This is a genomic window from Neptunicoccus cionae, assembly GCF_002860325.1.
Classification (GTDB): domain Bacteria; phylum Pseudomonadota; class Alphaproteobacteria; order Rhodobacterales; family Rhodobacteraceae; genus Amylibacter; species Amylibacter lutimaris.
In genome coordinates, this window is the sequence record NZ_PKOJ01000016.1 from 1 (window position 1) to 11,843 (window position 11,843).

Annotated in this window: 10 protein-coding genes; 1 reads left to right on the forward strand and 9 read right to left on the reverse strand. The window is 57.7% G+C overall.

Translation table 11 applies throughout. The features are described from left to right. Nucleotides 1-209 precede the first annotated feature (209 nt). Entirely contained in the window at nucleotides 210-1,994 is a 1,785-nt protein-coding gene (locus C0U40_RS19995) for an adenine deaminase (protein WP_101657560.1), read from the reverse strand. Nucleotides 1,995-2,056: 62 nt separating this feature from the next. Continuing rightward, a complete protein-coding gene (locus tag C0U40_RS20000) occupies nucleotides 2,057-2,704 on the reverse strand; it encodes a phosphoribosyltransferase (RefSeq protein WP_101657561.1) in 648 nt (215 codons plus the stop codon). Nucleotides 2,705-2,772: 68 nt separating this feature from the next. On the opposite strand from C0U40_RS20000, the gene C0U40_RS20005 reads away from it, so the two are divergent. Then, nucleotides 2,773-3,942, forward strand: coding sequence for an amidohydrolase (locus C0U40_RS20005; protein WP_101657562.1), 1,170 nt, complete (start codon nucleotides 2,773-2,775; stop codon nucleotides 3,940-3,942). 108 nt (nucleotides 3,943-4,050) lie between these two features. Here C0U40_RS20005 and C0U40_RS20010 read toward each other — a convergent pair whose 3' ends face one another. The 7 genes from C0U40_RS20010 to C0U40_RS20040 all read right to left on the reverse strand — a co-directional run bounded on the left by C0U40_RS20010 (nucleotide 4,051) and on the right by C0U40_RS20040 (nucleotide 11,422). Next, nucleotides 4,051-4,932 carry a nucleoside hydrolase gene (locus C0U40_RS20010; RefSeq protein WP_101657563.1) on the reverse strand — a complete coding sequence of 294 codons (882 nt, stop codon included), beginning with the start codon at nucleotides 4,930-4,932 and terminating at the stop codon, nucleotides 4,051-4,053. Then, complete coding sequence (locus C0U40_RS20015) at nucleotides 4,929-6,299, reverse strand: M20/M25/M40 family metallo-hydrolase (protein WP_101657564.1); 1,371 nt, start codon at nucleotides 6,297-6,299, stop codon at nucleotides 4,929-4,931. The genes C0U40_RS20010 and C0U40_RS20015 overlap by 4 nt, the downstream gene beginning before the upstream one ends. 33 nt (nucleotides 6,300-6,332) lie before the next feature. Continuing rightward, nucleotides 6,333-7,652 (reverse strand): amidohydrolase family protein, encoded by a 1,320-nt coding sequence (locus tag C0U40_RS20020; RefSeq protein ID WP_101657565.1) that lies wholly within the window; start codon nucleotides 7,650-7,652, stop codon nucleotides 6,333-6,335. Then, a complete protein-coding gene (locus C0U40_RS20025) occupies nucleotides 7,652-8,716 on the reverse strand; it encodes an ABC transporter ATP-binding protein (protein ID WP_101657566.1) in 1,065 nt (354 codons plus the stop codon). The genes C0U40_RS20020 and C0U40_RS20025 overlap by 1 nt, the downstream gene beginning before the upstream one ends. Then, nucleotides 8,713-9,501 (reverse strand): ABC transporter permease, encoded by a 789-nt coding sequence (locus C0U40_RS20030; RefSeq protein WP_101657567.1) that lies wholly within the window; start codon nucleotides 9,499-9,501, stop codon nucleotides 8,713-8,715. The genes C0U40_RS20025 and C0U40_RS20030 overlap by 4 nt, the downstream gene beginning before the upstream one ends. Before the next feature lie 5 nt (nucleotides 9,502-9,506). Next, nucleotides 9,507-10,334 (reverse strand): ABC transporter permease, encoded by an 828-nt coding sequence (locus tag C0U40_RS20035; protein WP_101657568.1) that lies wholly within the window; start codon nucleotides 10,332-10,334, stop codon nucleotides 9,507-9,509. 71 nt (nucleotides 10,335-10,405) lie between these two features. Beyond that, nucleotides 10,406-11,422, reverse strand: coding sequence for an ABC transporter substrate-binding protein (locus tag C0U40_RS20040; protein WP_101657569.1), 1,017 nt, complete (start codon nucleotides 11,420-11,422; stop codon nucleotides 10,406-10,408). Nucleotides 11,423-11,843: the final 421 nt, after the last annotated feature.

An 11,843-nucleotide genomic window follows, 5' to 3' on the forward strand; every position in this document is an offset into this window, starting at 1 on the left:
TTTAGGCCTACTAACTCAGACCCGCAACCCCTTTTTACAGAAAAATCACAATCTTTTTGGAACCCCCTTATTTTATGGGCGTTAATCACCTCATACACCGCAAAACCAATCCCCCAAATCCAGCCCGAACCGCCCCAAACAACCAATTCACCCTGATAACCCCCGGAAATCCGCCGGAATCACATCTATCGAACACGACTCGCCACGACTCAAACCANGGCAATCAGGTTCCAGCGCCACGGCGCACAGGTGAGAGTCGCAATTGCCAGCCGTTCCGGAAAGCCAGGTTGCCAGCGGGGATGGAAGGAAGGTTCGTACATCCAGTCCACCTGCCCTGCCGCTTTATAGAGGGCGCGCATTTCGGCATCGTTGTCCTCGGCACGACGGGCTGTCATCAGACCGGCGATTTCATAGCGGACTCGTGCGGTGACTTCCCCTTTGTGGACCAGCACCCAACCGCCGCCCATATTGGCCAGCGCATTCACAGCCTGCGCCATTGCCCGATCGGACGAGCCAACACACCAGACGTTATGCTTGTCATGGCCCATGGAACAGCAAAGCGCTGTATCCGCATCCCGAGGTCCGCACCCGAGCCAGAACATTTTGGTCACGTCCCCTTTACCGGAATAACGGTCGATGATGGAAAACTTGGTAATGTTTTGCGTGTCGTCCCGTTGTACCAGCCCGTTTTCGACCGGCAGGGTGCGGATCGGGACTTCGTCGCTCCAGTGGAAGGGGCGCAGGACTGGGGCCTGCATGGAGCTGCGACCGGCTTCGGCTTTGATGGCGAAATCATCTGCTGTCAGATCCCGCCCGATGTTGACAGTATTGCGCGCCCAGTCCGGCCACTCGATGCGAACCGGATCCAACAGATAGTCGCTGCCTTGCGAGACCTGTTGCCCGTCGGCCCAGACTTCGCTGATCGTAAAGCTTTGGGGATCTTCCAACAGCACGATATCAGCGAACCGCCCGGGGGTGACACTGCCGACCCATGGGGTCAGGCGCATATGGCGGGCGGGGTTGATGGTGGCCAGTTGCACGGCAGTTTCCATCGGCAGGCCTGCCTTGATCGCGCAACGCACGTTATAATCCGATGCCCCCAAGCGCAGGGTATCTGTGGCGCTGCGGTCATCGGTGGTCACGGCTACCTGACTCCAGTCTTTTAACCCCCGTTCTATTAATCCTTTGATAATATCATCCATGGTATGAACGCGGATCTCGATGAATAGGCCGCGGCGCAGTTTGTCCCAAGCTTCCTCGGCGGTCCATGCTTCGTGGTCGGAGGCCAGACCGGCGGCGGCAAAGGCATTGATATCCGGTAGATCGCGCAGGCCGGCGCCGTGGCCCTCTACGACACCGCGGGCTTTCATCGTGGCACCGATCATGGACCACAGACGTCCGTGGCCGGGGTTTTCCGTTTGGGTGATGGCGGGCCAGTCCATGACTTCATCCAGACCTGCGGTCATCGGGCTTTGCATAAAGCCGGACTGGTCCGCCCCGTCCAGATGGGCGCCGTGTTCCCAACCTGTGGGGGGAACGGCCGAACCGGGCAGCGGAAAAATCTTTAGCGGAGAGCCTGCGCCCCGTGCGGCAAGCCAGAAATCCAGCGTCCGTTTGGGCAGGACGTTGGAGAGTTCGTGGCTGGCTTCGCAAGTCCATGTATTGCCGCGTGGCAAAACCAGCGCGGCCTCGAATTCCGGTGTGATGTGGGAGCTTTCGATGTGTTTGTGTACCTCGCCCAGCCCCGGCACCGCTGAGAATTTCGTGCGATCCACGGTTTTGGCGGCGGTTCCGGCGAAACTGCCCCGCGGCCCGACAAAGGCAACGCGCCCTTCAGCAATGGCGATGTCAGCCTCTTCGATCCAGCTTGCGGTTCCGGTGTCGAGCAATCGTCCCACCTGTAACAGCACATCGGCGGGTTCACGGCCCAACGCCACCTGCACCAGCTTTTTGCGCAGCTCGATTTCCTGATCAAAGTCGATGTTTCCGGCCATTGTAGCCTCCTGTCATATTGGCAGCCCTGTTGCGGCCCGAAATTTTTCCTGCGCTCGGGCGATTAACCGGCAGACCATCCATCCGCCGTTTTGCGCAGGATTGGCGTGCGAAATGCGCCCTCTACCGGGCAATCCCCCACATGATCGGCCCAGCCCTGCCCTTGCAACATCGCGGCACCAATGACGGCGGGCGTGATCTCTAGCAGTTTCAGCAGTGCAAGCACCGATGCGATTGAGCTCCCCGAGGAAAGCACATCATCCACCACGGCGATGCGGCCCTTCAGCAAAGGCACCATGCGTGGGTCAAGGTATAGCCGCTTGCCTTTGCCGGGCGATGTGATGGAGGACATATCGACCGACAGCGATTCATCATACCAGAACTTGCGCGAGGTCGAGAGCGGCACCATGCGGGAATGGCCGAGCCGCCGCGCCACCGCTTCCCCGAGCGGCAGGCCCAGCGTTGGCACGGATACGATCACATCCGGCGCATGGGACGCGAGCTGCGCGGCCAATCCGTCGGCCAATGCATCAAGTACTGTAAAGCTCGCCTGATTGAGGATCAGGGATGCCACCCCGCGTTCACCATCCCCCAAGGCGCGAATGGGCAGCAGGATCGTGTGATTCTTAAACGGCACAGCGTAGGTTTCGTTATCCGCTTGCACGCCTGCGGGCAAATCACTGTGCAGGCTTTGCCATACATCGGTTCTCATGCTGCTTTCTCCTTGTTTACCTGCTGCTTTTGCGTAGGTTTGCGTCCAAATTGAAAGGACAATTTATCATGCCGGATACCGCTTTGATGGACGCAAGCACGCTTGCCGAACTTACCGAATTGCGCCGCGATCTTCACGCGCATCCCGAATTGGGGTTTGAAGAACACCGCACCGCAGGGATTGTGGCAGAGCGTTTGCGGGCCGCAGGTCTGGAGGTGGAAACCGGCATTGGTGGAACTGGCGTTGTCGGGACGTTGCGCAAGGGCAGCGGCAACCGCGCCATTGCCTTGCGGGCAGATATGGATGCGCTGGCCATGCCGGAAGAAACCGGCCTGCCCTATGCGTCCAAAGTTGCGGGTAAAATGCACGCCTGCGGCCATGACGGGCATACGACCATGTTGCTTGGCGCTGCCGAGGCGATGGTGGATCGCGATTTTTCCGGCACGGTGCATTTCGTATTCCAACCCGCCGAAGAAGGGCGCGGCGGTGGCAAGGCGATGATGGAGGACGGGTTTCTCGACCGTTTTCCGGTGGATGCGGCCTATGGGCTGCACAATATGCCGGGATTGGATCTGGGCGTGGTGGCTGCCGTGGAAGGACCGCAACTGGCCAGTTCGGACAGTTGGAAAATTGATTTTCGCGGTATCGGCAGCCACGGGGCGAAACCCCATCAGGGGCGCGATGCGGTGACAGCGGCGGGTGTTTTCCTGTCGCAACTTCACAGCATCGTCGCGCGTGAAGTTGACCCGCTGGAACCTGCGGTGGTTTCCGCCTGTGCGCTGGAAGCCGGAGATTTTGCCGCGCTGAACGTGATTCCCGACGTGGTTCGTATCGGTGGCACGGCGCGGGCCTATTCCGCCGAGGTGCGCGACCAGCTTGACGAGGCCATCGGCCGCCATGCAAAAGGTGTCGCTGCCGGTTTCGGGATCGAAGCGGATTACACGTTTATCCGCCGTATCCCGCCGGTGGTTAACGCCCCTGCCCCGACCGCCATCGCACAACAAGCTGCCGTTGCCGCGCTGGGGGCGGAGCGGATGCGCACGCAGTTTCCACCGTCCACCGCAGGGGACGACTTTGCCGAATTCGGCACCCGTATTCCCGGCGCTTATGTCTGGTTGGGCATGGGTGAAACCCGCGAAAACGGGCAGCACCACAATACCAACTATGATTTCAACGATGCCTGCATTCCCCACGGTGTCGCCTACTGGTGCGCCGTCATCGCCGAAGAGCTGAAGTAAAGCAGCCGCCACCTTACCCCGCTCCCTTGATGGGATAGACTCCATTAATGAAGATCGGGTTAAGGTGGCCGCTGTATTCATGGAAATCCTCGACGCACAGCCGCTGCTTTAGCACGACAACCCGTGGAGCAATGCAGCGCGTGCGCCATCCGCGTTCACGCCCATCGCAACTTTGATCGTGTGCTCTCCCGCCACCAAAGCGCCTGTCTCCAGATCGACCGACAGCTTGCGATCCTCCAGTCGGAAAAGTTCGGGATGTTGCGCCAGTAAGGGCACGCAGGGATCGTGCAGCGGGCGGCTCTCGGCCCCGTTTGTGGCGGCGAAATAAGCGTTTATCAATTCCGCAGACGCAATGGCTGCTGGTGCGCCCGTATCACGCAACGCCTTTATATAGGTTTGATCCGCCCGCACCTTCCGCGTTGCATCCAGCGGAATCAGCGCAAACGGCAGTCCCGCAGCGAATACCGCCGCCGCCGCGTGGGGATCATGGGCGATGTTGAATTCCGCTTTCGGCCCGACATTCCCCGGCTCATCCACTGCGCCCCCCATAGCGATCACCCGCCGGATGCGGTTTGCGGCTTCGGGTGCCTGTTCCAGCAAAAGCGCCAGATTGGTCAGCGGCCCGAGGCAGAACAGATCGACGCTTTGGGGCGGATGGGCCATCAGGATCGCCGCCATTGCACCCACCCCGTCCTCGCTCGCCGGCGGGAAAAGCGGTTCGGGAAAGACCACACCGCCCAGACCGTCAGTGCCGTGAATGCCAAGTTCGGGGTTCGCCTCTTTGCCGAGCGGTGCCGCAGCACCTGCGTGAACCGGCGTGTCCACCTGTGCCAGCGCACAAATCCGGCCCGCGTTACGGGTTGTGACGGACAGGCCGATATTTCCGGCAACCGTCGTCAGCGCGGTGATATCCTGTTCCGGATGGTTCAGCGCGTAAAGAATCGCGATTGCGTCATCAATGCCAGGGTCGGTGTCGATGATGATGCTCATGCGCCCAGCTTTTCCATGATGCGCACCCAGGACCGCATCCCGCCGCGAAAGCTGGACAGGTCGTATTTCTCATTCGGGCTGTGGATGCGGTTGTCAAAGCGACCAAAGCCGACCAGCAAAGCATCCACCCCCAGTTTGTCCCGCAACGCGCCGATGATCGGGATCGAACCGCCTGTCCCGCAGGTGGTCGAACGCCCCCATTCATCCGCTAAAGCCGACAGGGTTGGCGCGAGAAACGGGTTTTCACGGTCCATTGCCCAAGCGGGGGAAAGTCCGTGATCGGAAAAGCTGACAGAACAATCGGCGGGAAGTTTGGCCCGCACATGGTCCTGAAACGCCGTGCGGATTTTTTCAGGGTCTTGTCCGGCCACCAGACGGAAGGACAGTTTTGCGTGGGCTTCACAGGGAATGACCGTTTTGAAACCCGGTTCGGTGTAGCCGCCCCAGATGCCGTGGATTTCACAGGACGGACGCGCCCAGACCTGATGCAATACGGGGCGGCCAGCCTCGCCTGCGGGATGCTTCAATCCGACGTTTTCAAGGAAACCTGCCTCATCGAACGGCAAAGCCCCCCATTCAGCGGCGGTTTCTTCTGGCAGTTCCTGCACCCCGTCGTAAAATCCAGCAATCGCAATGCCGCCATCGGCACTGCGCAGAGAGGCCAGCACATCGGACATCACCGCCAGCGCGTTGGCCGCCGCATTGCCAAACATGCCGGAGTGCAAATCGCGGTCGCCGGCCTGAATTGTGATTTCCTGCCCGACCAGACCGCGCAACATTGTCGTAACCGCAGGGGTCTCGCGGTCCCACATATCCGTATCACACACCAGAACCACATCGCAGGCCAGTTCCTCCGCTGCACTTTCCAGAAATCCGGGCAGCGAACGGGAACCGCTTTCTTCTTCCCCTTCAAACAGGAAACTGACGCGGATGGGCAGGCTGCCATTGGTCTCGATCAGCGCACGGCAGGCTTCGACAAAGGTCATCAACGCGCCTTTATCATCAGACGCGCCACGCCCGACGATATGGGTGTCACCTTCCACGGGAACCAGTTGCGGCTCGAACGGGTCAGTGTTCCACAGGTCCAGCGGATCGGCGGGTTGCACATCGTAATGACCGTAAAACAAAACATGGGGCGCATCAGCCGGACCATCCAGATGACCCACAACCATCGGATGGCCGATGGTTTCGCGCACGGTTGCATCAGCGCCCATGTCCCGCAGGGTCTGCGCCAGCCATTCGGCCGCGCGGGCAACTTCGGGCGCAAAAGCCGGATCGGTCGAAACAGAAGGAATGCGGATGAAATCAAACAGACGCGCCAGACGGTCATCCATTGTTGCGTCGATATGGGAGAGCGTGTCGGTCATTTTCTGCCTCTGTCTTTAAATGATACTAAATTGTTAATCCGCAGCGGTGTCGATTTCGACAATCCGCGCCTTGAACTGCTTGGCCACCTGCAACGCATCGGACAGAGCCTTATCCGCCTCTACCGTAAGGCACTGCCGTCCCTGCATCAGCCAGTTTCCCGCCACCATTGTTCCGGTCACGTCTGTGGGCAGGGTTGCAAAAACCAGCATGGAATAGATGTCGTAGACCGGGTGGAGCCGTGGATCATCCAGCGAGATCCGGATCAGATCGGCCTGTTTGCCGACCTCCAGCGATCCGATACGATCCGCCATGCCAAGGGTCGCAGCGCCCTCGATCGTGGCCATGCGAATGACGTCTGTGCAGGGTAGGATGCCTCGGGATTTTCCGGCGATTTTCTGGAACATTGTGGCAGGGGCGAACTGGGAAAACAGATCAAGCGTATTGCCCGACATCGGCCCGTCCGTCGCGATCCCGACCTTAATACCGCGGTCCCGCAGGGCTGTGATCGGGGCGATCCCGCGTCCTGCCTTACCGTTGGACCGCGCGTTATAGGCCACGTGAACGCCCCGCTCTGCCATCAGGTCCATATCGGATTCGGTAGGGTACATCACATGGGCTGCCACCAAAGCTGGCGTCAAAAGGCCCGCGCGATCGGCGGCCTCAACCGTGGTACATCCGTGGTTCTCTTTCGCCCAAGCCAGTTCCGCATCTGTTTCCGCAAGATGCATCTGCACCGGCAGACCGGCATGATTCGCAGACCATTCTGCCACCCGCATCATCCCCTCAATTCCGGTAGAGTAAGGCGCATGGGGTGCGGCCGAAGCCGTCACGCGAGGATGATCCTTGTAAAGATCGGCCAGCGCGTCGAGCCGGGCGAAAGCCTCGTCAAAGGTCTTGTGATCGGGCGCGTTAAAATTGGCGATGGTCTGGCCAACCACACCGCGCAACCCGCTGTGATCGAGAACCGCACCTATGCGGTCCTCGAAATAATACATATCCGCAACCGTGGTGACACCGCCGCGGATCAATTCCAGCGCGGCAAGCTGTGCGCCCACGGCCACCACGTCCTCAGTGACCAAAGCCCGTTCCAGCGGCAGGATATAGCGGAACAATCTGTCGTCTACATCTTCACCCAGACCGCGAAACAGGGTCATGGGCATGTGGCAATGGGGATTAACCATGCCCGGCATAATCAGATCCCCGCCCGCATCCAGAACAGGACCGCGATCATCTGGCGCATCCCCTGCGCCAAGTGCCGTGATTTTATCACCCTCGAACGCGATCCAGCCGCGCTCAATCTCTGTCATCTGCCCGTCAATCGTCAGAATGCGGGCATTTGCGATAACAGACATCAGGACTCTGTCGGTAGCAGGCAGCATTGCTCTGGCTGGGGAACCAACATCGCCGCGCTACCGCTTTCAAACGGGGTGGCTTGTGGGCCGTTGGCCATCACAACTCCTGCCGCTGTCTCGCAATGGTATTGATAGGCACGGCCAATATAGGTGCGCATCCCAAGCTCTGCCGGAATACCGAAGCCGCTCGTTTCGGGTTCCACCAACAGGCCTTCGGGACGGGTTGCAAACAGGAATTTTTTCGACGGAATGGTAAACTGGCTTTTGGGCAGATCGATCTGAACGCCTCCCGCCATTTGTGCCCGTACCGCATCCCCAGCTTCGGCAATCGCTTCCATTTCGATCATATTGTCAAAGCCGACAAAATCCGCAACGAAAGCGTTGGCCGGACGGGAATAGAGCACTTCGGGCGTATCAAGCTGCATGATCTTGCCGCCCTTCATAATCGCCACCCGATCAGAAATCGAAAACGCCTCTTCCTGATCGTGTGTCACATACAACGCGGTGGTGCCATTGGCCTGTTGCAGGCGCCGGATTTCCACCCGCATATCCACCCGCAATTTGGCATCAAGGTTGGACAGCGGTTCATCAAACATCAGTAGTGGCGGATCAATCACCAGTGCGCGGGCCAAGGCAACGCGCTGGCGCTGACCGCCAGACAGATTCGCCGGATGACGGTCTGCCAATTCCCCGAGACCGACCCGTTCGATCATCGTATCCACACGTTTCTTACGCTCCGCGCCGGAGATATTCCGTTGCTTCAGGCCGAAACCGACATTGTCCCGCACCGTCAGATGGGGGAACAGCGCGTAGGTCTGGAACACCAGACCAATATCGCGGGCATGTGCGGGCAACCGCGTCAGATCGCGATCCCCGAGTTTGATCGAACCGGATGTCGGTTCCAGAAAGCCCGCCACCAGACGCAAGGTGGTTGTCTTGCCACAGCCCGAAGACCCGAGCAGGGAAACCAACTCTCCTTCAGCGATATGCAGCGACAGATCTTCCAGCACCTGTGTGGTGCCGTAATGGGCATTGATATTTTCAAGTGTCAGAGATTGGGTCATTTTGTCAGGAAAGTCAGTCCAAGGGTCCGTTCAACCACAGCCATAACGGCAACTGTGACGCCCATCAGCAGCACCGACACCGACGCGATTGTCGGATCGAAGAACTGCTCCATATGGGCCAGCAACTGGATCGGGAGAGTGGAAACGCCGGGTCCGGTCAGAAAGATCGAAATCGAAACGTCGTTGAGAGAGGTGATAAAGGCCAGAATGAAACCGGCAATAATGCCTGCGCGAATATTGGGCAGGACCACAGTGAAGAACGCTTTAATGCGGGGGCACCCAAGGGACACCGCGGCCTCTTCAATGGAAAAGTCGAAACTGTTCAGCGACGCCCCGACCACCCGCACTGTATAAGGCAAAACGATCAGCGCATGTCCCACCAGCAAAGCCAGTGAAATCGGCAGGCCGAAACCGCTCGCCAGAGATTTCATCAGCGAGAAACCCAGCACAATTTCCGGAATCAGGATCGGCAAAACAAAGACATTGCCCAGAAAGGCCGGAAGTTCGATCCGGTAGCGCGCCATCGCATAGGCCGCCGGAATACCAATCAGCATGGACAGTGTGGTCCCCGCAACCGCCAGCATAAAGGAAGTCCCCATCGTACGGGTAAATGCCGATATCTCGAAGATATTGGTAAACCAGTGCAAGGTCAGCCCTTGGGGCGGAAATGTCAGATAGGTCGTATCTGAAAGTGCCGATCCGATGATCACCACTAGCGGCCCCAGCAGAAACAGAAAGGTCAGGACTGTCAGCACAATCAGGACAGGGTGAATGCGTGTTTTCATAATGTTTACCCCGCCATCGGATTAAGTTTGCGTGCCACTTTGGACATGATCAACACAGTCGTCAGCGTCACAACTACCATCACCGCAGCAATGGTGGAGGCACCGACCCAGTCAAATGTGACCATCGCCCGCTGATAAAGGAATGTACCCATCATCATCTGACGCTCCCCGCCCAAAAGTTGCGGCGTGGCGTAAGACGTGAACGATCCGGTAAACACCAGCACCGCCCCGACAATCAGCCCAGGGACAGCCATTGGCAACACAACCTGCCGGAACGTCGCCGCAGGGGTTGCCCCCAGCGAAGCCGCCGCATCGGTCATATCCTGCGGAATCCCTTCCAATACCCCGACAAGGGTCAGGATCATCAGCGGCACAAACAGATAAACCATCGCCACAATTACCGAACCTTGGGTGTAAAGCATGGACAAAGGCTCTGCTATGGCACCGATTTTTATCAAAAAATTGTTTAAAATGCCGTTCTTGCCAAGAATAACCAGCCAGGCAAAGGAGCGCACGACAACCCCAGTCAGCAAAGGAAAGACAGCCGCGATAATCAGCAGGCTTTTGATCCGTCCGGGCATACGGGCCACGACCCATGCCGTACAGAAACCGATAGCAACAGAAATGATCGTCGTAACCAGCGCCACTTCCATTGTGCGCCACAGAACGGTCATCCGGAAACGGGAATTGAAGAAGGCGGCATAGGTCGAGAACGGACCTTTGGGATCACCGAAGGTGGTTGCAAAAGTTGCAAGTACCGGCAGCCCGAGAAAGATAAAGACCAGCAGTATGGCCGGTGTCGCAAGCAGCCAGGCGCGCAGGCGATTAGACATTGGACTTCCTTTGAAAAGAAAAGGCGGAGCAAAAACTGTTGCCCCGCCTCATAAACGATGCCGGTGAAGGATTACATCCCGAAGATTTCATTCCAGCGGTCAATCCAGTCGGTTTTTGCCGCGTTCATCTTGGCGTAATCCATCCGGTTCAGCTTGGCGATCGCTTCAGGACCGTAAGTCCAGATCGCAGCCTGCTCGGGTGTCAGTTCAACACCTGTATGCACCGGCGCATCCACACCCTGCTCTGCATTCACCTGTTGAACTTCTTTGGACAGAACAAAGTTGATAAATTCGTAAGCCAGATCCACCTTTTCGGCGCCGACCGGAATGTTGATTGTGTTCAGCGTCGCAATATCCCCGTCATCCAGAGTTGCCCATGTCATTGTCGGCACAGCTTTTTGCAGGGAAGCCAGCGTGAAATCCTGTGCAATCGCAACCGAAGCTTCACCGGTGGAAATCAGATTCACCATCTCAGAGCCGGTGTTGTAGTTCTTAACCGAATTGGGCTTCAGTTCTTCAATCGCAGCAAAAGCCGCATCCTCGTCTTCAAATGCATCCACACCGGCTTTCTTGCCGGCCTGAACCACAACCATCGGCCCCGCAGTCGTTGTAATACCCGGCAGGGTTACCTGACCTTTCAGGTCTTCGCGCCACAAATCATTCCAGCTTGTGATCGGCTCTACCTTGGCGGAATCATAAACGACACCGGCGCGTCCGACCGCATATGCCGGACCGTAACCGCCCTGAGGATCTTGTGCCAGTTCATAGAGGTTTTCGATATTAGGCAGACGGGAGCGGTCCAGCTTCATGAAAGTGCCAGCTTCAACACCCAACTGGGAATAGCTGTCCGTCAGGTAAATCACATCAACGCCCTTACCACCGCGGGCTTGCAGTTTACCCAGACGGTCGGAGTTGTTGCCGGTTTCAAAAACGACCTCGCAACCGCAGATTTTCTCGAACGGCTCCACAATGTTCGCCTTCAGCTTTTCACCGTTGTATCCCCACCACGAGATGGTGAAAGTTTCGGCCTGGGCAGCAGTGGTGGCAAGTGCCGCCACACAAGTAGCGGTCAGGAGAGCAAGCTTCATCAAATTTCCTTTGGATTGCAGTATTAGCAGATGCCGTAAGCATATCTGTTATTTCCCCCAAGGCAAGATAACGACCCGTTCATTTGCCCATGAAAAACGCACAAAACACGTTTTGCTTAAGGCTTGTTCAACTCTTGTGTGAAAAATTCAACCAACAGGCAACATCAGGTTTACAGTGTAAGGCCTCCGCAACCGCGAATAATTCACAGCGCCGAATGCAAGCTACCAATGGGTGTAGAATCAGGGAAATCCAGGAGGAAAAGGGCAAAGAAATCAGGCCCCCCCTTGAACGCAAACGGCCGCCCTTTTTGGGCGGCCGGTTTGTGTTTTTTTGTGATCGTTTTGAGAGCATTTTGTTTTGTTAATACTTACTAGGTTTGGCAGTGACTTACTCTCCCACGTCTTAAGACGCAGTACCATC

Excerpts from the sequence above, each read along its gene's own strand:
- C0U40_RS20015 (WP_101657564.1), bottom strand. The coding sequence starts at position 6,299 with ATGACCGACACGCTCTCCCATATCGACGCAACAATGGATGACCGTCTG.
- C0U40_RS20035 (WP_101657568.1), bottom strand. The coding sequence starts at position 10,334 with ATGTCTAATCGCCTGCGCGCCTGGCTGCTTGCGACACCGGCCATACTG.
- C0U40_RS20030 (WP_101657567.1), bottom strand. The coding sequence starts at position 9,501 with ATGAAAACACGCATTCACCCTGTCCTGATTGTGCTGACAGTCCTGACC.
- C0U40_RS20010 (WP_101657563.1), bottom strand. The coding sequence starts at position 4,932 with ATGAGCATCATCATCGACACCGACCCTGGCATTGATGACGCAATCGCG.
- C0U40_RS20000 (WP_101657561.1), bottom strand. The coding sequence starts at position 2,704 with ATGAGAACCGATGTATGGCAAAGCCTGCACAGTGATTTGCCCGCAGGC.
- C0U40_RS20020 (WP_101657565.1), bottom strand. The coding sequence starts at position 7,652 with ATGTCTGTTATCGCAAATGCCCGCATTCTGACGATTGACGGGCAGATG.
- C0U40_RS20005 (WP_101657562.1), top strand. The coding sequence starts at position 2,773 with ATGCCGGATACCGCTTTGATGGACGCAAGCACGCTTGCCGAACTTACC.
- C0U40_RS20025 (WP_101657566.1), bottom strand. The coding sequence starts at position 8,716 with ATGACCCAATCTCTGACACTTGAAAATATCAATGCCCATTACGGCACC.
- C0U40_RS20040 (WP_101657569.1), bottom strand. The coding sequence starts at position 11,422 with ATGAAGCTTGCTCTCCTGACCGCTACTTGTGTGGCGGCACTTGCCACC.